This is a genomic window from Microbacterium sp. Y-01, assembly GCF_003856715.1.
Taxonomy (GTDB): Bacteria; Actinomycetota; Actinomycetes; order Actinomycetales; family Microbacteriaceae; genus Microbacterium; species Microbacterium algeriense.
This window is the reverse complement of sequence record NZ_CP024170.1, coordinates 3,656,098-3,676,515: the sequence shown is the minus strand read 5'-3', so window position 1 is coordinate 3,676,515 and position 20,418 is coordinate 3,656,098. Positions and strand designations below refer to the sequence as shown.

General features: G+C 69.4%; 21 protein-coding genes. 19 read left to right on the top strand and 2 right to left on the bottom strand.

Features of this window, described 5'->3' with window-relative positions; translation table 11 throughout:
* The first annotated feature begins 33 nt into the window (after nt 1-33).
* Genes CSX12_RS17670 through CSX12_RS17660 form a run of 3 tightly spaced genes read left to right on the top strand, consistent with a single transcriptional unit; the run spans nt 34 to nt 3,519 of the window.
* A complete protein-coding gene (locus CSX12_RS17670) occupies nt 34-1,161 on the top strand; it encodes a thiamine pyrophosphate-dependent dehydrogenase E1 component subunit alpha (protein ID WP_124896662.1) in 1,128 nt (375 codons plus the stop codon).
* 11 nt (nt 1,162-1,172) lie between these two features.
* Nucleotides 1,173-2,138: an alpha-ketoacid dehydrogenase subunit beta gene (locus CSX12_RS17665; protein ID WP_164479637.1), complete on the top strand. Its 966-nt coding sequence runs from the start codon at nt 1,173-1,175 to the stop codon at nt 2,136-2,138.
* Nucleotides 2,139-2,166: 28 nt separating this feature from the next.
* Complete coding sequence (locus CSX12_RS17660) at nt 2,167-3,519, top strand: dihydrolipoamide acetyltransferase family protein (RefSeq protein ID WP_124896660.1); 1,353 nt, start codon at nt 2,167-2,169, stop codon at nt 3,517-3,519.
* Nucleotides 3,520-3,643: 124 nt separating this feature from the next.
* Here CSX12_RS17660 and CSX12_RS17655 read toward each other — a convergent pair whose 3' ends face one another.
* Nucleotides 3,644-4,864 carry an ROK family protein gene (locus tag CSX12_RS17655; protein ID WP_124896659.1) on the bottom strand — a complete coding sequence of 407 codons (1,221 nt, stop codon included), beginning with the start codon at nt 4,862-4,864 and terminating at the stop codon, nt 3,644-3,646.
* A gap of 97 nt (nt 4,865-4,961) precedes the next feature.
* Between CSX12_RS17655 and CSX12_RS17650 the strand changes: the two genes are divergently transcribed.
* The 15 genes from CSX12_RS17650 (at nt 4,962) to rpsN (ending at nt 18,397) form a co-directional block, all read left to right on the top strand.
* Nucleotides 4,962-6,281 (top strand): ABC transporter substrate-binding protein, encoded by a 1,320-nt coding sequence (locus CSX12_RS17650; RefSeq protein WP_124896658.1) that lies wholly within the window; start codon nt 4,962-4,964, stop codon nt 6,279-6,281.
* The gene (locus CSX12_RS17645; RefSeq protein ID WP_017203572.1) at nt 6,278-7,216 is read left to right on the top strand and encodes a sugar ABC transporter permease; all 939 of its coding nucleotides are present in this window, start codon (nt 6,278-6,280) and stop codon (nt 7,214-7,216) included. Before CSX12_RS17650 ends, CSX12_RS17645 begins: the two co-directional genes overlap by 4 nt.
* Entirely contained in the window at nt 7,216-8,094 is an 879-nt protein-coding gene (locus CSX12_RS17640; RefSeq protein WP_017203571.1) for a carbohydrate ABC transporter permease, read from the top strand. Before CSX12_RS17645 ends, CSX12_RS17640 begins: the two co-directional genes overlap by 1 nt.
* A 37-nt stretch (nt 8,095-8,131) precedes the next feature.
* Complete coding sequence (locus tag CSX12_RS17635) at nt 8,132-9,826, top strand: glycoside hydrolase family 13 protein (protein ID WP_124896657.1); 1,695 nt, start codon at nt 8,132-8,134, stop codon at nt 9,824-9,826.
* Nucleotides 9,827-9,858: 32 nt separating this feature from the next.
* The gene (locus tag CSX12_RS17630; RefSeq protein ID WP_017203569.1) at nt 9,859-10,875 is read left to right on the top strand and encodes a zinc ABC transporter substrate-binding protein; all 1,017 of its coding nucleotides are present in this window, start codon (nt 9,859-9,861) and stop codon (nt 10,873-10,875) included.
* Nucleotides 10,872-11,717, top strand: coding sequence for a metal ABC transporter ATP-binding protein (locus CSX12_RS17625; RefSeq protein ID WP_017203568.1), 846 nt, complete (start codon nt 10,872-10,874; stop codon nt 11,715-11,717). Before CSX12_RS17630 ends, CSX12_RS17625 begins: the two co-directional genes overlap by 4 nt.
* On the top strand, nt 11,714-12,589 hold the full coding sequence (locus tag CSX12_RS17620) for a metal ABC transporter permease (RefSeq protein ID WP_206427108.1): 876 nt from the start codon (nt 11,714-11,716) through the stop codon (nt 12,587-12,589). Before CSX12_RS17625 ends, CSX12_RS17620 begins: the two co-directional genes overlap by 4 nt.
* A 157-nt stretch (nt 12,590-12,746) precedes the next feature.
* Nucleotides 12,747-13,163, top strand: coding sequence for a transcriptional repressor (locus tag CSX12_RS17615; RefSeq protein WP_017203566.1), 417 nt, complete (start codon nt 12,747-12,749; stop codon nt 13,161-13,163).
* Entirely contained in the window at nt 13,160-14,200 is a 1,041-nt protein-coding gene (locus CSX12_RS17610) for a permease (protein ID WP_124896656.1), read from the top strand. Before CSX12_RS17615 ends, CSX12_RS17610 begins: the two co-directional genes overlap by 4 nt.
* Complete coding sequence (locus CSX12_RS17605) at nt 14,193-15,026, top strand: TIGR03943 family protein (protein WP_124896655.1); 834 nt, start codon at nt 14,193-14,195, stop codon at nt 15,024-15,026. The genes CSX12_RS17610 and CSX12_RS17605 overlap by 8 nt, the downstream gene beginning before the upstream one ends.
* A complete protein-coding gene (locus CSX12_RS17600; RefSeq protein WP_241160506.1) occupies nt 15,016-16,800 on the top strand; it encodes a hypothetical protein in 1,785 nt (594 codons plus the stop codon). Before CSX12_RS17605 ends, CSX12_RS17600 begins: the two co-directional genes overlap by 11 nt.
* Nucleotide 16,801: 1 nt before the next feature.
* Nucleotides 16,802-17,527 (top strand): DNA-3-methyladenine glycosylase, encoded by a 726-nt coding sequence (locus tag CSX12_RS17595; protein ID WP_124896654.1) that lies wholly within the window; start codon nt 16,802-16,804, stop codon nt 17,525-17,527.
* Between the two features lie 154 nt (nt 17,528-17,681).
* Nucleotides 17,682-17,918, top strand: a complete 237-nt coding sequence (rpmB, locus tag CSX12_RS17590; RefSeq protein ID WP_017203559.1) for a 50S ribosomal protein L28 — start codon at nt 17,682-17,684, stop codon at nt 17,916-17,918.
* Nucleotides 17,918-18,088, top strand: coding sequence for a 50S ribosomal protein L33 (rpmG, locus tag CSX12_RS17585; protein ID WP_124896653.1), 171 nt, complete (start codon nt 17,918-17,920; stop codon nt 18,086-18,088). The genes rpmB and rpmG overlap by 1 nt, the downstream gene beginning before the upstream one ends.
* A gap of 3 nt (nt 18,089-18,091) precedes the next feature.
* Nucleotides 18,092-18,397, top strand: coding sequence for a 30S ribosomal protein S14 (gene rpsN / locus CSX12_RS17580; RefSeq protein WP_017203557.1), 306 nt, complete (start codon nt 18,092-18,094; stop codon nt 18,395-18,397).
* A 195-nt stretch (nt 18,398-18,592) separates the two neighbouring features.
* Here rpsN and CSX12_RS17575 read toward each other — a convergent pair whose 3' ends face one another.
* On the bottom strand, nt 18,593-19,426 hold the full coding sequence (locus CSX12_RS17575; protein ID WP_124896652.1) for an alpha/beta hydrolase: 834 nt from the start codon (nt 19,424-19,426) through the stop codon (nt 18,593-18,595).
* Nucleotides 19,427-19,575: 149 nt separating this feature from the next.
* On the opposite strand from CSX12_RS17575, the gene CSX12_RS17570 reads away from it, so the two are divergent.
* A complete protein-coding gene (locus CSX12_RS17570) occupies nt 19,576-20,160 on the top strand; it encodes a TetR/AcrR family transcriptional regulator (protein WP_124896651.1) in 585 nt (194 codons plus the stop codon).
* The last annotated feature ends 258 nt before the right edge of the window (nt 20,161-20,418 follow it).

Genomic DNA, 20,418 nt, shown 5'->3' with positions numbered 1-20,418 from the left:
GACCGGGCATGCGGGCGCGGGTAGCGTGAGAGCGTGACCACCCCAGAGACACCTCTCGTGCGCGTTCTGGATGAGACCGGAAAGTTCGCGCCCAGCCCCGCTGCCGAGCAGTATCTGCCCCTGATCGAGGCGATCGGCGACGCCGAGCTCGAGCAGTTCTACCGCGACATGGTCGTCATCCGGGCGATCGACTCCCAGGCGACCAACCTGCAGCGTCAGGGGCAGCTCGCCCTGTGGCCGCCGAGTCGCGGACAGGAGGCGGCGCAGGTCGGCTCCGGTCGCGCGGCCCGCGCGCAGGACACGATCTTCCCGTCGTACCGCGAGCACGCGGTCACGCGCATCCGCGGTGTCGACCCGGTCGACATCATCAAGCTGATGCGCGGCGTCTCGCACGGCGGCTGGGACCCGACCGACCCCAAGAACGGCAACACCCGGCTCTACACGCTCGTGCTGGGGTCGCAGGTCCTGCACGCGGCGGGCTACGGCATGGGCCTCGCCTTCGACGGACGCAGCGGCACCGGCGACCCTGACCGTGACGAGGCGGTCATCGTCTACTACGGCGACGGCGCCTCGAGTCAGGGCGACGTGCACGAGGCGATGGTCTTCGCCGCCAGCTACCAGGCGCCGACGGTCTTCTTCCTGCAGAACAACCACTGGGCCATCTCGGTGCCCGTGACCACGCAGTCGCGCGTGCCCCTGGTGCAGCGCAGCGCCGGTTACGGGATCCCCAGCGTCCGCGTCGACGGAAACGACGTGCTCGCCAGCTACGCGGTGTCCCGCATCGCGCTGGACGAGGCGCGTGCCGGTCAGGGCCCGCGCGCGATCGAGGCTGTGACATACCGGCTCGGTGCGCACACCACGAGCGACGACCCGACCAAGTACCGCGGCAACGACGAGGAGCTGATGTGGGCCGGTCGTGACCCGATCGTCCGCATGCGCGCCTTCCTCGAGGGGCGCGGGGCCTCGGCGCAGCTCTTCGCCGATGTGGAGGCCGAGGCCGCGGATGCTGCCGAGGACCTGCGCGCCCGCACCGTCGAGCTCGGACCGCCCAGCCCCGACAAGATGTTCGATCACGTCTACAGCGAACCGCATCCGCTGATCGACGAGCAGAAGGCCTGGCGCGCCCGCTATGAGGCGTCGTTCGAAGGAGGAGCGCAGTGACCCTCGAGACGATGCCGCTCAGCAAGGCCCTGAACGCGGGCATGCGCAAGGCGATGGAGAGCGACCCGAAGGTCCTGCTCATGGGCGAGGACATCGGCAAGCTCGGCGGCGTCTTCCGTGTGACCGAGCACCTGCAGCGCGACTTCGGCGACCGGCGGGTGCTCGACACCCCGCTGGCCGAGTCCGGGATCGTCGGCACCGCGATCGGCATGGCGATGGTGGGGTACCGCCCGGTGATCGAGATCCAGTTCGACGGATTCGTGTTCCCCGCGTTCGACCAGATCACCACGCAGCTCGCCAAGCTCACCAACCGGCATGAGGGCGCGATCAGCATGCCGATCGTGATCCGCATCCCCTACGGCGGACACATCGGCGCGGTCGAGCACCACCAGGAGAGCCCGGAGGCGTACTTCGCGCACACCCCCGGCCTGCGTGTGGTGTCGCCGTCGACGCCCAACGATGCGTACTGGATGATCCAGGAGGCCATCGCCTCGAACGACCCGGTGATCTTCATGGAGCCGAAGAGCCGCTACTGGCAGAAGGGCGAGGTCGAGCTCGACGCGCCCGCGGTCCCCCTGCACTCCTCCCGCGTGGTGCGCACCGGCAGCGACGTGACCCTCGTCGGACACGGGGCGATGGTGACGACCCTGCTGCAGGCCGCCGCGCTCGCCGAAGCGGAGGGCACCAGCTGCGAGGTCGTCGACGTGCGCTCGCTGTCGCCGGTCGACTACGAGCCCATCCTCGACTCGATCCGCAAGACCGGACGCATGGTCTACGCGCAGGAGGCCCAGGGCTTCGGCAGCATCGGCAGCGAGATCGCTGCGACCGTCATGGAGCGCGCGTTCTACGCCCTCGAGGCTCCCGTGCTGCGCGTCTCCGGCTACGACACCCCGTTCCCGCCCGCGAAACTCGAAGGCGCGCACCTCCCTGATGCGGACCGCATCCTCGAGGCCGTCGATCGCTCGCTGGCATACTGACATCCCCGCTCGGCCGAAAGGACTCGTCATGAGCACGCAGAACTTCACCCTCCCCGACGTCGGAGAAGGACTGACCGAGGCCGAGATCGTGGCCTGGAAAGTCGCCCCCGGCGACACGGTCGCGATCAACGACGTCCTCTGCGAGATCGAGACGGCCAAGTCCCTCGTCGAGCTGCCGTCGCCGCATGCGGGCGTCGTGGGAGAGCTGCTCGCGGAGGAGGGGACGACGGTCGAGGTCGGGACCCCCATCATCACCTTCGTGACCGATGTGCGCGATGACGCGGGCCCCGGCGTCGTGGCGACGGCGGAGGCGCCGGCGCCCGAGGAAGGCGGCGGCTCGGTGCTCGTCGGGTACGGCAACGGCGGCGGTGCGACCTCGCGGCGCAAGCGTCCGGCTGAGCGTCCGGTGCGCTCCTCCGTCGGCGTGATCGCCAAGCCGCCGATCCGCAAGCTCGCGCGGGACCTCGGCGTCGACCTGACGACCGTGACGCCCACGGGCGCCGACGGCGAGGTCACCAGGGACGACGTGGTCAAGCACGCCTCGCAGGCGAGCGTCTTCCGCAACATCGAGACGCCGGAATGGGGGACCGTCCGCGAGGAGACCGTGCCCGCGCCGCAGACCGCACCGACCGGCCTCGCCCGCGGGATCGTCGCCCCCCGCCCCTCCGCCGCCGACGACGACCGCACCGAGTCGATCCCCGTCAAGGGCGTGCGCAAGGCCACGTCTTCCGCCATGGTGCAGAGCGCATACTCCGCCCCGCACGTGACCGTGTGGAAGGAGATCGACGCCACCCGCACGATGGAACTCGTCAAGCGCCTCAAGGCCTCGCCCGACTACGCCGACATCAAGGTCTCGCCGCTGCTCATCATGGCGAGGGCCGTGATCTGGGCCGTGCGCCGCACCCCGATGGTGAACGCGGCCTGGATCGACACCGAGGCGGGCGCCGAGATCGCCGTGCGCCACTACGTGAACCTCGGCATCGCCGCCGCCACGCCGCGCGGCCTTCTCGTGCCGAACATCAAGGACGCGCAGGACCTCAGCATGAAGGACCTCGCCCGCGCCCTGAACCGGCTGACGCTGACCGCTCGGGAGGGGAAGACCCCGCCGGCGGACCAGCAGGGTGGGACGATCACCATCACGAACATCGGCGTGTTCGGGATGGATGCCGGCACCCCGATCATCAACCCCGGAGAGGCCGGCATCGTGGCGATGGGCACCATCAGTCAGAAGCCGTGGGTCGTCGACGGCGAGGTGCGCCCGCGCTGGGTGACCACGGTCGCCGGCTCCTTCGACCACCGCGTGATCGACGGCGACGGCATGAGCCGCTTCATCGCCGACGTCGCCTCCATCCTCGAGGAGCCCGCACTGCTGGTCGACTGATATGAGCCGGCGCTGAGTCCACTGTGCGCGAGTTCAGGCGATCAAGCGAGTTCAGGCTGATTCTGCGCGCAGCGGCCTGATTCTGCGGGATTGCCTGAGCTCGCGAGGGGGTCAGGCGAGGGGGTCAGGCGAGGAGGGCGAGGCGCTGCTCCGCGAGGAGGGGGACCGTGCGCTCGCGGGCGGCACGGCGCGCGGTGGCCACTGCTCCGACCGACACGACCTCGGCGCCCAGGGCGGAGGCGAGGATCTCCGGCGCCGGGAGGTGCAGCTCCTCGGGCAGGATGCGGCGGGCCGCGGCCAGCACGGGCTCGATGCTCTCGGCCACCGCCCCGCACACCACCACGCGGGCGGGGTCGTACATGCTGCCCAGCACGCCGACGATGCGGGCCAGCACGGCTCCGACCCGCTCGGCCACAAGCAGTGCGTCGGCATCACCCGATGCGGCGAGAGTGAGCACCAGTCGAGGGTCGATGCGCTCGGCTGCGACCAGGCGGCCGAGCGCGCCGTCGCCCGAAGCCGCACCTTCCGCGACCACGGCGCGCGCGGCGTCCTGCACCGAGTGCGGAAGCCCGATCGCGGAGCCCACGCCGACGATGTGGTCGAACACGACGCCCTCGCCGACGCCGCCGTGCGCGCCGTGCAGCACGTGGCCGTCGACCACCACACCGCCGCCGTAGCGCTCGCTGGAGAGCAGTGCGACGTAGTCGCGGCATCCGCTCGCCGCTCCTTCGGCGCCCTCGGCGATGGCGGCCAGCTGGGCGTCGTTCTTGATCTCGACGACCGGCGCCCTGTCGCGCAGCGCTTCGGCGAGGCCGGGGTTCGTGCGTTCCCAGAAGCCGTCGGGGTGGGGCGGGGAGACGCCGTCCCTGTCCACCGGAGCCGCGACGCCGACGCAGAGCGCGAGCACACGGTCGTGCGCGATGCCCGACTCGAGCAGCGCGGCGTCGAGGTTCTCGATGATCGAGGCGCGACGGGCGGTCGCCGACTGCCTCTGGTCGACCTCCACGCGATGGTGGACGAGCGTGCGGTCGAGGGGGTCGGCGACCGTGACGGCGATGTGCGTGTCGCCGGCGTCGATCCCGACCACGACGCCGAGCTCGGGGGAGAGGGCGAAGCGCCGGGCGGGGCGTCCGGACCGATAGCTCCCCGCGACCCTGGCGTTGGGGAGCTCGCGCAGCACCTCCGCGCCGAGCAGGGTCTCGATCGCGTCGATGGCGGTCGAACGGGTGAGAGAGGTCGCGGCCATGACGTCGGTCGCGGTGAACTCGCCCGCGGTCCACGCGAAGTCGAGCACGGCGCCGACGCTCGCGCGCCCGGTGCCGAGGCCCGTCGAGACATCTGCCACGCCGCTTGCCTTCCTGTCGTCCGAATGAGAGAGTACATGTCGAACGAGTAAATTCGCTCATTAGATTTAGTGATCCGATCTAAACCGGAGGACAACGGTGTCTGGAAGACGAACACGTGCGGCGCGGCTGATCGCCGGCGGTCTCGGGCTCGCGCTGGTCGGCGCGGCGCTCACGAGCTGCGCTGCGGGCGGGGGAGCGGAGACCATCCGCTTCACGTTCAGCAAGCGCGAGGCGATCCCGTTCATGACCGATCTCGTGGCGGAGTACAACGCCTCGCAGAGCGACGTGAAGGTCGAGATCGACACGTCCGGCGTCGACGTCGTGTCGGCGAGCTTCGTCCGCGGCAATCCGCCGGACATCATGCTCGCCAACTACAACTACGAGATCGCCCGGTTCGTGCAGCGCTGCGCGCTCACCGACCTCTCGGACACCGACGCCGCGGCGACCATCCGCGACGACCTGCAGCCGCTCATGGACCAGTACGGCTCCTGCGAGGGGCGCACCAGCGCACTGCCCTACTCGGTGATGGCCGCGTCCGTGATCTACAACAAGGAGATCTTCGAGGCGCAGGGCCTCGACGTCCCGCAGACCTGGGACGAGCTCATCGCCGTCTGTGACGAGCTGAAGGCCGCCGGCATCGACCCGTTCTACGGCACCTTCAAGGACGACTGGACCGTCGGGCAGGGCTGGTACGACTACACCGCCGGCGGATCCGTCGACGTGATCGACTTCTTCGACGCGCTGGCCGAGGAAGGGGAGACGGTCGGACCCGACTCCCCGGTCTCGTTCCAGAAGGACTTCGCCGAGCCGATGGACCGGATGATGCAGCTCGCGAACGACTACACGAACGCGGATGCCCCGAGCCGCGGCTACGGCGATGGGAACCTCGCCTTCGCCAAGGGCGAGGCGGCGATGTACTTGCAGGGTCCGTGGGCGTTCAGCGAGATCGCGAAGACCTCGCCCGACCTGCAGCTGGGCACGTTCCCGTTGCCCATGACCGACGATCCGGCCGACCTCGGGGTGCGGGTCAACATGGACCTCGCCGCGATGATCCCCGAGGAGTCGCACCACCAGGAGGCCGCCCGCGACTTCCTCGAGTTCCTGTACGAGCCGCAGAACATCGAGGAGTACAACGCCTCGCAGCTCGGCTTCACCCCCACGACGGACGCTCCGGCCCCGGACGACCCGCGCATCGAGGGGATGATCGAGTACTACGACGCCGGGCAGATCTATCAGGGGCCCTCCGTGCTCGTTCCTCGGACGCTCCCGATCTTCAACTACGCGCAGGCGATGGTGCTCGGCGCCTCGACCGACTCGATCCTGCGCACCATGGACGCCGACTGGGCGCGGATCGCCTTCCGGGCCCCGATCCCGTCGACGCAGGACAACGCATCCGGCGAGGAGGCCGCATCATGAGCGCCACGACCACCGCATCGTCGGCCGACAGCACGACCACGATCGTCACCGGTCGCGACCGCCAGCTCCGACGCCACCGGCGCCGGGTGGAGCCGATCTACTACCTGTTCCTGCTGCCGACGCTGGTGATCTTCACGCTCGCGATCACCGTCCCCGGCGTGATCGGCATCTTCTTCAGCTTCACCGATTCGATCGGCATCGGCGAGTGGAGCTTCAACGGACTCACGAACTACGTCGCGCTGTTCAGTGACCCGGCGATCCTGCAGAGCTATCTGTTCACGTTCGGCTTCTCGATCGCGACCGTGATCGTCGTCAACGTGATCGCCTTCCTGCTCGCGGTCGGACTCACCTCGCGGATCCGCTTCAAGACGGGGCTCCGCACGATCTTCGTGATCCCGATGGTCATCTCGGGCATCATCATCGCCTACGTCTTCAACTTCCTGTTCTCGAACTCCATCCCGGCAGCCGGTGCCGCCGCGGGCATCCCCTGGCTCGAGACGAGCCTGCTCGCGAACCCGGACCTCGCGTGGGTGGCGATCGTGATCGTCACGGCCTGGCAGGCGGTGCCCGGCACGCTGCTGATCTACATCGCCGGTCTGCTGTCGGTCCCCGGGGAGGTCTACGAGGCCGCGAGCATCGACGGTGCAGGCAAGGCGCAGCAGCTCACCCGCATCACGATCCCGCTCGTCGCGGGCTACGTCGTGATCAACGTGATCCTCGGTTTCAAGGGCTTCCTCAACGCCTACGACATCATCGTCGGACTCACGAACGGCGGGCCGGGCACGTCTACCCGCAGCGTCGCGATGACGATCATCGCGGGCTTCAACGGCGGCGACTACGCCTACCAGATGGCCAACGCGACCATCTTCTTCATCGTCGCCGTCCTCATCTCGCTCCTCCAGCTCTCGCTCACGCGCGGAAGGAACTCGTTCTGATGTCGACGCAGACCATCACCACGCAGACCGCGGGCGGACGCAAGCCGCGCCAGAAGATGGAACGGGTCAACTGGTCGGGCACGATCATCCTGATCCTGTGCGCCGTCACCGTCCTGCTCCCGCTGTACGTCACGATCTCGATGTCGCTCAAGACCACCGGCCAGGCGGTCGACGGCAACGCGTTCTCGCTGCCGGCTCCGTTCAGCTTCGACGGCTTCGTCCAGGCGTGGAACCTCACGAAGTTCCCTGTCGGGGCGGGCATCTCGCTGCTGGTCACCGCGGGCACCGTGGCGGCGACCATCATCCTCGCGGCGTTCGCCTCCTATGCGATCGTGCGCAACTGGGATCGCCGGCTCTTCCGCTACTCGTTCTTCTACCTGCTCGCGGCGATGTTCATCCCGTTCCCGGTCGTGGCCCTGCCGCAGATCCAGTTGACCGGACGCGTCGGACTGGACAACCCCTTCGGCGTCATCATCCTCGCCACCATGTTCCAGCTGAGCTTCAGCGTGCTGCTGTTCACCGCCTTCCTGCGCTCGATCCCGATCGAGCTGGAGGAGAGCGCCCGCATCGACGGCGCGACGACCTGGCAGACGTTCTGGCGGCTCATCTTCCCGCTGCTCGCCCCGATGAGCGCGACGGTCGGCATCTTCGCGTTCCTCTACGCCTGGAACGACTTCATGATGCCGTCGCTGATCATCTCGGATCCGGCGCTGCAGACCCTCCCGGTGCGGCAGAACCTGTTCCAGAACCAGTTCAGCAACAACTACAACGTCGCCTTCGCCTCGTACCTGATGGCGATGGCGCCCGCGATCGTGGCGTACCTCTTCACCCAGCGGTGGGTCATGGAGGGCGTCACGCAGGGTGCCGTCAAGGGCTGACCCACACCACCGCAACAACGAAGGAGCAACACCCCTCATGACCGATTCGCTTCTCACCGAGACCCGCGAAGACGACAAGACCGCCGCGTGGTGGCGTCAGGCCGCCGTGTACCAGATCTATCCCCGCAGCTTCGCGGACGCGAACGGCGACGGACTCGGCGACATCCCCGGGATCGTGTCCCGCGTCGACTACCTCGCGGAGCTGGGCATCGACGCGGTCTGGCTGAGCCCGTTCTACCCGTCCGAACTCGCCGACGGCGGCTACGACGTGGCCGACTACCGCGACGTCGACCCCCGGCTGGGCACGCTCGCCGACTTCGACGAGATGGTCGATGCCCTGCATGCCCGCGGCATCCGCGTCGTCGTGGACATCGTGCCGAACCACTCATCGGACCAGCACGTCTGGTTCCAGGAGGCGCTCGCCGCGGGTCGCGGATCGGCGGCGCGGGAACGCTACATCTTCCGTGAGGGCGCGGCGCCCGACGGCTCCGAGCCGCCGACGGACTGGGTCTCGGTGTTCGGCGGCAGCGCCTGGGAGCGCGTCGAGGACGGCCAGTGGTACCTGCACAACTTCGCGAAGGAGCAGCCGGACTTCAACTGGGACCACCCCGAGGTGCGCGCGGACTTCCTGCAGACCCTGCGCTTCTGGTCCGACCGCGGGGTCGACGGTTTCCGCATCGACGTCGCTCACATGCTGACCAAGGACCTGACGGAGCCGCTGCCGTCGCGCGCGGAGCTCGACGCCATGGACCGCACCTCCGGCGACCACCCGCTGATCGACCGGGACGACGTGCACGAGATCTACGCCGAATGGCGGCAGGTCTTCAACTCGTACGACCCCCCGCGCACCGCGGTCGCCGAGGCCTGGGTCGACACCCCGGAGCGTCGCGCCCGCTACGCCTCGGCAGAAGGACTCGGGCAGGCGTTCAACTTCGACCTGCTGGTCGCCGACTTCGACGCGGCGCAGTTCCACGAGATCATCGTCGACAACCTCGAGCAGGCGCAGCGCACCGGATCCTCCACCACCTGGGTGCTCTCGAACCACGACGTCACCCGCCACGCCACGCGCTACGGTCTCGCTCCCCTGCACGGTCGCGCGGTCAAGCAGGGCACCGAGTGGGTCGCCGCCGGCGGTCCGGACGAGATGCTCGACCGCGAGCGCGGGCTGCGTCGGGCGAAGGCCGCATCCCTGCTGCTGCTCGGGCTGCCCGGCAGCGCCTACCTGTATCAGGGCGAGGAGCTCGGCCTGCACGAGGTCGCCGAGATCCCCGCCGAGCAGCGCCAGGATCCCGCGTTCTTCCGCGGCGCCGAGTTCGACGGACTCGGCAGGGACGGATGCCGGGTGCCGCTGCCGTGGAGCGCCGAGGGCGTCTCGTTCGGCTTCGGGGACGCCGCGGCCCACCTGCCGCAGCCGACCTGGTTCGCCGAGTACGCCGTGGATGTCGAGGCGTCCGACCCCGCCTCGACCCTCTCGCTCTACCGGGAGGCGCTGCGCCTGCGGCATCCGCTGCAGAGCGACGAGACGCTCGAGTGGATCGAGACCGGGCGCGCAGATGTGCTGCGCTTCACGCGCCCGAACGGCTGGCAGATCGTCACGAACTTCGGTACCGACCCCTTCGACCTGGGGACGGACGCCGACGAGGTGGTCCTCGCCAGCACCCCGCTCGAAGGCTCGGCGCTGCCTGCGGAGGCCACGGCCTGGATCGCGCCGTCGGGAACGACTGCGATTTGATAATGGTTCTCATTAGCGTTTAGAGTGAACGCATGAAGAAGCCCGTCGTCGCCCTCGCCCTCGCATCCGTCGCAGCCCTCGCGCTCGCCGGATGCTCCACCTCCGCATCGGGAGAGGGCGACGACGGCACCATCACCGTCGTCGCGAGCACCAACGTCTACGGTGACATCGCGGCGCAGATCGGGGGCGACCGCGTCGAGGTCGAATCGATCATCACCTCCGCCTCGCAGGACCCGCACTCCTACGAGGCGAGCGCGCGCGACCGCCTGACGGTGCAGAAGGCCGACCTCGTGATCGAGAACGGCGGCGGCTACGACGCCTTCATCGACAGCCTGCTGCAGGACGCGAAGGACCCGCACACCGTCACGGCCGTCGAGTACTCGCACGACTTCCCCGGCAACGAGGGGCACGACGAGGCCGAGCACGATCACGCCGAGGACTCGGCGACCGACGCGCCAGCGGAGGACCACGACCACGACCACGCCGAGGGTGAGGACGGCCACGAGGGGCACAACCACATCGAGGGCTTCAACGAGCACGTGTGGTTCGATCCGCACACGATGATCCACGTCGTCGAGGCCATCGCGGATGAGCTGTCCGAGCTCGACCCCGACGGCGCGGAGGAGTTCGCGACCAACGCCGATGCGCTCGTGGCTGATCTCGAGGGCTTCGAGACCGACCTGGAGACGATCAAGGCCGACTCCGCAGGGACAAACGTGTTCATCACCGAACCGCTCCCCGGGTACCTCGCCGCGGCGGCTGGACTGACCGACGTGACGCCGGAGGGCTTCGCGGAGTCGGTCGAGGAGGGTGCCGATGTCGCACCCGCCGTGCTGCTCGAGTCCCTCAAGGTGATCGAGAGCGGTCAGGTCGCGGCGCTCCTCACGAACGCCCAGACGGGAGGAGCCGAGACGCAGCGCGTCGAGGCCGCCGCGAAGGATGCCGGCGTCCCGGTCGTGGCCTTCACGGAGCTGCTGGAAGACGGATCGTCGTACTCTGAGTGGATGAGTGACGCGATCCAGAGCCTCGCCGCCGCCGTCCAGCAGTGAGCGGCGCCCTCCGGCCGGCTCAAGGAGCCACGACGGGTACGGGTTCGGTCCTCGAGATCGCCGACGCCTCGCTCCATCGCGGAGACCGCGAGCTGTGGTCTGGCCTGGACCTGACGGTCGATCCCGGCGAGTTCATCGCCGTGCTGGGCCCGTCCGGTTCGGGCAAGACCACCCTGTTGCGCAGCATCCTCGGTCTGCAGCCGCTGTCGTCGGGGACGATCCGGGTGGCGGGCGAGCCCGTGCACCGCGGCAACTCCCGCATCGGATACATCCCGCAGCAGCGCTCACTCGCTCCCGACACGAGCATGCGGGCCCGCGACCTGGTCGCGCTCGGCGTGCAGGGCAGTCGCTTCGGCTTCCCCATCCCGCACCGCGGGGACCGGGCCAAGGTCGATGGTCTGCTCGAGGCGGTCGGCGCTTCGCACTTCGCCGATCGCCGCGTGGGACTGCTGTCGGGCGGCGAGCAGCAGCGGCTCCGCGTCGGTCAGGCTCTCGCCGACGAGCCCGCTCTGCTGCTGTGCGATGAGCCGCTGTCGAACCTCGACCTCGCCAACCAGCTCGCCGTGACCGACATCATCGACCGGCAGCGGCGGGAGCGCGACGCGGCGGTGCTGTTCGTCACGCACGACGTCAACCCGATCCTCGGCCGGGTCGATCGCATCCTCTACATCGCCGGCGGCCGGTTCCTGCTCGGCACCCCGGACGAGGTGCTGCAGACCCGCGTGCTGACCGATCTCTACGGCACTCCGGTGTTCGTGCTCCGCGCGGGCGACCGCCTCGTCGTCGTGGGCGTGCCCGACGCCGAACCCCACCACGATCACGACCACGGAGGTGCCGCATGAGCGCCCTCGCCGTGGTGCCGATGGTGGGCTGGGACGACGTGTTCTCGTTCCAGGACTACGGCGAACTCGTCGTGCTGCTGTCGAACTCAATCATCGCGGGTGCCGTCCTCGGCATCGTCGGCGGTCTGATCGGCGTCTTCGTGATGCAGCGCGACCTGGCCTTCGCGGTGCACGGGGTGAGCGAGCTGTCGTTCGCCGGCGCGGCGGCCGCCCTGCTCTTCGGCGGAAGCGTGGTGGCCGGCTCGCTCGGCGGCGCTCTCGTCGCCGCGATCCTCATCGGGGTGCTCGGCGCCAAGGCGCGCGATCGCAACTCCGTCGTCGGGGTGCTGATGCCGTTCGGCCTGGGTCTCGGCATCCTCTTCCTGTCGCTGTACGACGGCCGCAGCGCCAACCGGTTCAGCCTTCTGACGGGCCAGATCGTGTCGGTGTCGAGCCCGGACCTCGGCTGGCTCATCGGCATCAGCGTGGTCGTGCTGCTGGGACTGCTCGTGATGTGGAACCCGCTGCGCTTCGACTCGCTCGACCCCGAGTCGGCCGCCGCCCGGGGTGTGCCCACGCGTGCGGTGAGCCTGCTGTTCATGGTGCTGCTGGGCCTGATCGTCGCGGTGAGCGTGCACATCATCGGAGCGCTGCTGGTGATGGCGCTGCTCGTGACGCCCGCTGCGGCCGCGATGCGCGTGACAGCCGGTCCGATCGCCGTGCCGCTGCTGGCCGCGCTGTTCGGCTTCATCTCGGCCGTCGGGGGGATCCTGCTGGCCCTCGCCGGGACCCTGCCGGTCAGCCCATACATCACGACGCTCTCGTTCACGATCTACGTCGTGTGCTGGATCGTGCAGCGCGTGCGGGCGCGGGTGAAGCGGGTCGGCGCCTGATCGGCTCGTCCGGTCCGCAGACGATCTGCGGGCGGAAGGACGATCCACCGACGTTCTCGCGGCGGGGCGTCGGCCGTTCGTCCTCGCCTCCGCGAATCGTGCGGCCGCCCTTCCACGCTCCCAGCCCCCGCTGAGCCCTGCGGCCTAGACTCGTCGTATGGCTCAGCGGAACACCTGGCAGCGCGAACGCGTGCGCGAAGCACTCGCCGACGCGCGCGGATTCGTGAGCGCGCAGACGCTGCACGCCTCGCTGCGTGACGACAACACGGGCATCGGGCTCGCCACGGTCTACCGCGCCCTCGCCGGCCTCGCCGCCTCGGGTGACGCCGATTCGCTGCAGAGCCCCGAGGGCGAGGCGCTGTACCGCGCCTGCACCACCCAGGGGCACCACCACCACCTCATCTGCCGCAACTGCGGCCTCACGGTCGAGATCGAGGCCAAGGACGTCGAACAGTGGGCGCACCGCACCGCTGCTCTGCACGGTTTCACGGAGGCCGCCCACGTCGTCGACATCTTCGGACTGTGCACGCCCTGCACGAACAAGCGCGAGGCGGAGAGGGCCGCGGCCGCGTGAGTCCCTCGGCAGCAACGGCGACCCGTCACGGCCACACCCATCGCCCGACGCCCTCGCCCCGATCCGCGTGGGTCGGCGCCGGCCTCGGTGCCGCCATCATCGCCGCGCTGTTCCTGATCGACGTCTTCCTGCCCACCCTGTTCCCCGCCTCGCTGCCGACCCGTGCGCAGGACGGGCTCACCCTCGCGCTCAGTGTGCTCATCGAGGCCCTGCCGTTCGTGATCCTCGGCGTGCTGCTGTCGATCGTCGTGCAGGTGTGGCTCCCCGCCGACGTCATCCACCGCTGGCTGCCGAAGCGCGCGTGGGCCCGTCGTGCGGTGCTGTCCCTGCTGGGGATGCTGATCCCGGTGTGCGAGTGCGGCAACGTGCCCTTCGCGCGCGGACTCATGATGCGCGGCCTCGCCCCGGCCGAGGCCATGACGTTCCTCATCGCAGCTCCGATCGTGAACCCGATCGTGATCCTCACCACGCACGCCGCGTTCGGCTGGGACGGCGGCATCCTCGTCGCCCGCCTGGTCGGCGGCTACCTGATCGCGAACCTGATCGGCTGGATCTACAGCCGGCACCCCGACCCGGACGGCATGCTCACGCAGCGCTTCGTCGACACGTGCGAGCGCGTCACCCACGAGCCCGGCACCCCTGTACGCCGCAGCCTCACCCAGTTCCTCATCGAGCTGCGCGCCGTGATGCCGGCGCTCGTGATCGGCTCCGCGCTCGCCGGAGCCGTGCAGGTGCTGATCCCTCGCGACATGCTCCTGGCGATCGGGTCGAACCCGGTGCTGTCGATCGTCGCGATGATGGCCCTCGCCATGACCGTGGCCATCTGCTCGAACGTCGACGCCTTCTTCGCGCTGTCGTTCGCCTCGACGTTCTCCTCCGGCGCCATCGTCGCCTTCCTGCTGGTCGGTCCTCTCGTGGACATCAAGATGCTCGCCCTCATGCGCACGACCTTCACGGGCCGCACCCTCGCCGGGATCGTCGGGATCGTGGTCGCCGCCGCCTTCGCGATCGGGATCGGGGTGAACGTCTTTGCCTGAGCACTCCGTCTCCCGGGCGCGCGCCCTCGGCACCCGCTGGCTGGGTGTGGGGCTCGCCGCCGTGATCGCGGTCGTCACGCTCGGTCTCGGCGTCACCGGTCGCCTCACCCTCTACATCAGCCCGGAATCGGTGTGGTTCGCGTGTGCGGCCGCGGTCGTCACGATCGCGGGGGCGATCTGGTCGTGCACCCTGCCACTCGGCGCGGAGGGCGATCACGGACATGACCACGGCACCGCCGGCGATGTCCGCAGTGCTGCGTCCAGCGACCCCGGCGACCCCGCATCCGAGGGGGTCGACGCGCCGCCGCGGGCCGCACGTCCGTCTCTCGCGGGGGTGGGTGCCGTCGCCGGCGGAGTGATCGCCACGGGCGTCGTCGCCGCGGCACTGGTGCTCCCGCCCGCATCGCTCTCCGTCGAGCTCGCGATGTCGCGGGCCGGGGAGCAGACGGCGCTCTTCGCCGGATCCGACACGGTGGCGCTCGGCGTGGCCGACACCTCGACGTTCGGTGTCGGCGACTGGGCGAGCGTGTTCGCCGCCGCGACCAACACGGCCGCCTACGACGGTGCCACGGTGAAGCTCACCGGTTTCGTGACGCCCGATGCGGCGGACGACGACGGAGTGAACCTCACACGACTCGTCATCACCCACTGCGTGATCGACGCGCAGACGGCTGCCCTGCCGGTCTCAGTGGACCCGAGCGAGTACCCGACCGGGCAGTGGGTCGAGGTCACCGGGACGGTGCGCGCCGACACGGACGGCAAGCTCCGCATCGAACCGTCCGACGTCGTCGCGATCGAGGAGCCCGGGGACCCCTATGAGTACTGACGACGAGCGCCCCGAGGTGCCCGCCGTTCCTCGCACGCGCGCCGAGATGCGCGCGGCCAGGGAGGCGGCGGAGGCGGCGGAGGCGGAGCGCATCGACCGCGCCGTCACGACGCCCGACCCGGAGGCGCACCCCGCGGAGGAACCCGATCCGGCCGCGGTCGAAGCCGCGATCCGCGAGGCCGGCGATCGGGAGGTCGCCGAGCAGGAGGCAGCCGCCCGCAAGATGGCCGCCTTCGAGGCCGCTGCCCGCGATGACGTCGAGGCGACCGCGCTGCCGTCCGTTCCGCTGCCCACCGAGCCCGTGTCCGTCGGCGCCGCGCCCGTCGCCGGCGCGGTGACCTTCGAGCCGTACACGCCGCCGACGCGCGGCAACCCGGCGGAGGACGATCCGGAGCGCGAGCCTGCGCGGCCGCGCCGGTTCGGGCTCACGCTCGCCGCCGTGCTCGGCGTCCTGGTTCTCGTCGGAGCCGGACTGGGCATCGTCGGCCTCCTGCAGGGACCGCGGATCAGCGAGGTGCAGGTCGATGCCGCCCAGGCGATCGAGTCGTCCGGGAGCAGGGTGATCCTCACCGCGAACCAGTCCCTCGCCGAGATCGATCCGGCTCAGGTGTCCGTCGAGCCCGCGGTGCCGTTCACGGTCGATGCCTCCGGCCGCGGCGTCGGCGTCCGCTTCACGGTGCCGCTCGACGACTCCACGACCTACACGGTCACGGTGGCCGACGTCGTCGGAGCGGGCGGCGGCCCCGCCGCGACCCTGACGACCAGCTTCGAGACGCCGGCGTCGAGCATCTTCCTGCTCCGACGCGACGTCGACGGCAAGGACACGATCTTCCGCACCGACCTCAGCGGGGAGAAGGCGGTCGCCGTCTTCGAGCACGACAAGATCAATGACTTCCGAGCCACCTCGACGCACCTCGTGGTCGCCGTGGAGGAGGACGGGAGCTCGCGCCTGATCGTGATGGATCGCGACGGCGGAGACCAGCGCGACCTGAAGCTGCCCGGCGACGGCTCTGTGGGCGCGATCCAGGTCTCCGAGCGCGGCGGACTCGTCGGCTACAGCTACTCCGACCGCAAGCTCAGCGACACCGAGGGGCGCGCGAGCGTGCTCGTGACGCAGTCGCTGAACGGCGGAGACGAACCCCAGATCATCGAGGTCGGCGGACAGGAGGCGAGCGTCTTCGTCTGGCAGTTCGTGCCGGACAGCGCGGCCGTCCTGTTCATCGACTTCGACGGCGCGCTGTCGCTCGTGGACCGCTCCGCCGACACGGGCGTGCAGTCCCTCGGACTCGCGGCCACGATCCAGGGCATCTCCCGCGGCACGTACACCGCGATCGTGGAACGCCTCGACGGCGCGGTGGTCGAGCTGAACCTGGCCGACGGGACAGAGCAGCCGCTCGCGGCCTCCGATCCCGACTACGGCACGGCCACGTCGATCACCCCGTTCCCCGGCGGAACCCTCCGCCATGTGGTGGCGCGCGACGACGCCGGGCTCCCGGTCGGGCAGGCGGTCATCCGGGTGGACGACGATGGCACGGCGACACCGCTGGTCGAGGTCGCCTCCACCGACTCGATCCTGCAGGCGTGCGCCTCCCCGAGCGGACAGTATGCGGCGGTGGTGATCGCCCCCGACCTGGCTAACAACCCCTACGACGGGATGCTGCTGCCTCTTCCGGAGAACGTCGAGACGCACCTGATCGACATGGACTCCGGCGAGGAGATGGTCGCCCTCACCGGCTTCGACGCGTCGTGGTGCCAGACGGCGCCGCGGTTCTGAGATGACGGCGTCGGAACGGCTTCGTCGGGCGACCCGCGACGACGTGCTGCGTTCAGCCGTCGAGGTGGCTCCGACCCTTCTCGGCGGGGAGCTGCGCACGGTGGTGGTGGAGGACGGCGAACCCGTGGAGGTGCGGGTGCGCATCACCGAGGTCGAGGCGTATCACGGTCAGGGCACGGGCGAGCTCGCCGATCCCGGTTCGCACGCGCGGATGGGGCGCACGGCGCGCAACGCCACGATGTGGGGAGAGCCGGGGCACCTCTACGTCTACCTGAGCCACGGCATCCACTCCTGCATCAACGTGGCGTGCGGACCGGAGGGGCAGGGGGACGGGGTGCTGCTGCGCGCGGGAGAGATCGTGTCCGGCCTCGACGCGGCCGCCCGCCGGCGACGTGCCGCCCTGCCGCTGACCCGCACGGGGCGCCGAGACCTCGCTCGAGGGCCGGGGCGGCTCGGCCAGGCGGTCGGGCTCCGGCATCCGGTCCATGACGGCATCGACGCGATCACGTCCCTGGAGTGGCACGGCGCCACGGCGGAGCTCTGGCTGGGGACGCCGCGGTCGGATGTGATCAGCGGTCCGCGCGTCGGAGTGGCGGGTGTGGCCGGGACCGATGCGTTCCCCTGGCGCTTCTGGATCGACGGCGACCCCACGGTGTCGGCGTTCCGCTGGGGGAGGGGCGCTGCGGAGGCGGCTGCCCTGCGCGGTGGCGACTCCGTGCTAGACTGACTCTTCGTCTGCGCACGCTCCTGTGCGCAGTTCGCATGCTTCCCCTCCTGATCGGTCCCTGAGTTCGTCTTGCGGGCGGCGAGGTGGAGTCGCGTGCAGACAAGGGATCTTGGGTGAGGCCGTCCGGTCTCACGGTATAGAAGGAGTCAACATCATGGCAGCAGTGTGCCAGGTGACCGGAGCTGTTCCCGGCTTCGGTCACAACGTCTCGCACTCGCACCGCCGGACGAAGCGCCGCTTCGACCCGAACGTGCAGAAGAAGACCTATTTCGTCCCGTCGCTCGGTCGTAAGATCACGCTGAACGTGTCCGCCAAGGGCATCAAGGTGATCGACGTGCGCGGCATCGAGAACGTCGTCAAGGACCTCCAGGCGAAGGGTGTGAAGCTCTAATGGCCAAGAAGGCTCAGGACGTCCGTCCGATCATCAAGCTGCGTTCGACGGCAGGTACGGGTTACACGTACGTGACGAAGAAGAACCGCCGCAACACCCCCGACCGCCTCGTGCTCAAGAAGTACGACCCGATCATCCGTCAGCACGTCGAATTCCGAGAGGAGCGTTGATCCATGGCTAAGAAGAGCAAGATCGCGCGCAACGAGCAGCGCAAGGTCATCGTCGAGCGCTACGCCGAGCGTCGTGCCGAGCTGAAGAAGACCCTGATCGACCCGAACGCCACCGACGAGGCCCGCGAGGCCGCGCGCGTCGGCCTGCAGAAGCTGCCGCGCAACGCGTCGCCGGCTCGCGTGCGTTCGCGCGACGTCATCGACGGCCGCCCCCGCGGTGTCCTCACGAAGTTCGGCATCTCGCGTGTCCGCTTCCGTGACATGGCGCACCGTGGCGAGCTGCCCGGCGTGACCAAGTCGAGCTGGTAAGCACTCCCGCTCCCTGAGCTCGTCTCGGGAACGGACAAGGGGCGAGGATCTTCGGATCCTCGCCCCTTTCGCGTCTCCGGCCCGCTCCGCCCCTCGGCCGCTTCGCTGGGTTCAGGCGATCACGCCGGATCAGGCAGATGGGTGGCGAAAGCGCCTGTTCTCGCGTGATCGCCTGAGCCCGCGCGGCCCCGCAGGTCACGCAGCGGACGGGGTGGAGACGGTGTGCGCGACGGCCCAGGCGAGCGCATCGTCCGCAATCTCCTCCCAGCCGTCCTGGCTGACCAGGCGGTGGGTGCGCCCTGGGTACTCCTTGTAGTCGATGACAGCCGGGCTTCCCGTCGAGCGGTACTTGCGTACGATCGCGCGACCGATCGCCGGCGGCACGACGTGGTCGATCTCGCCGGTGATGACGTACAGAGGGGCTCGATCCGCGCGCGCGTAGTCGACGTGCGTGACGCCACCCTTCTCGTTGAACGCTGCAGCGACGCCCTCGAAGAACACCCGGTTGTACGAGTTGACGGCGTACTCCTCCCACAGGCGGTCGGACTCCGCGCGGGTCAGGTCGTTGCCGAACGTGAAGTGGAAGTGCCGCTTCGACAGCGGCTTGGCGCCGTTGCGGGCGAACGGGTTGGACAGGATCGGCGTCCCGGTCCACAGGGTCGAGAGGGGGAGGGTGGTGATGCCGGCGGTCTGGCCGGGGGCGACGCCCACGTAGGCCGCGCCGACGCCGCGATCGGCGAGCATCTGCGTGATGACGCCGCCGAAGGAGTGACCCATGATGATCGGCTTCACGGGCAGCGCGCGAATGATGCGCTCGTAGTGATCCACGATCTGCTTCAGCCCGATGCCCTTCAGGGCGGACGGATCGCGGCGGATGTCCTCGACCGAGCGATCGTCGATGCCGGGCCACCCGGGGACGATGACCTCGTGGCCCTGGGCGCGGAAGCGCTCGGCCCAGGTGTCCCAGCTGGCGGGCGTCATCCACAGGCCGTGGATCAGGAGGATGGGGGTCTTGTCGGCGGTGTTCATGATCTTCTTCTCTCTGGTTCGACTCCCGCTGATCGGAAGTGCGTTACGCTGATAGTAGACCGAACGTTCTATCTACCGCAAGGTATTCCCAAAACAAGGAATCATGCCCGGAAGCGGCGGGACCGATGACACGATGAGGGAGGACAATCATGAGCACCACGACGAAGCGCCCCAGCCCCGCCCGCGAACGGTTGATCGATACCGCCACCCGTCTCTTCTACGAGGAGGGCATCCACGCGGTCGGCGTCGATCGCGTGATCGCGGAGGCCGGTGTCACCCGCGCCACCCTGTACAAGCAGTTCGGCGGCAAGGAGAACCTCGTGCTCGCCTACCTCACGAACGAGGACGAGATGCTGCGGGCGATGTTCGCTGCGGCGGGTGAGGCGGCGGGCACGGGTCCCGACGATCTGCTGGGGGCGGTGGTGGACGGCATCGCCGCCGACATCCGCGACAGGCACACACGCGGGTGTCCGTTCATCAATGCGGCTGCCGAGTACCCGGACGCCTCAGGAGCGGTGCGGCAACTGATCGACGAACACCGGGAATGGTTCCGCGGTACTCTGCAGGCCGTCGCAGAGGGCGCCGGGCTGACGGACCCCGCCGACGTCGCAGCGTCCCTCGTGCTGCTCCGGGACGCCGCCCTCGTCGGCGGATACCTGGATGGAGATGACCGGGTGCGACCGGCTTTCGAGCGCACCGCGCGGTCCGTGATCGAGGCGCACCGCGCCCGCTGAACGCACGGGCTCAGGCGATCACGCCGGATCAGGCAGATGGGTGGCGAAAGCGCCTGTTCTCGCGTGATCGCCTGAATTCGCGAGGTCTGCGGGGACGCCACCCAGGTGCCTGAGACAGGCTTCGGGCAGGCGCGAATCTGTGACGGAAGTGACGAATGTGACGCGACACGCCCAGTAATTGCCCAAAACCCGCGAAATGACGCGGAAATGCGGGTGGTGGTTGGTACATTCGAGGCGGTCGACAGACCAGGAGCACCC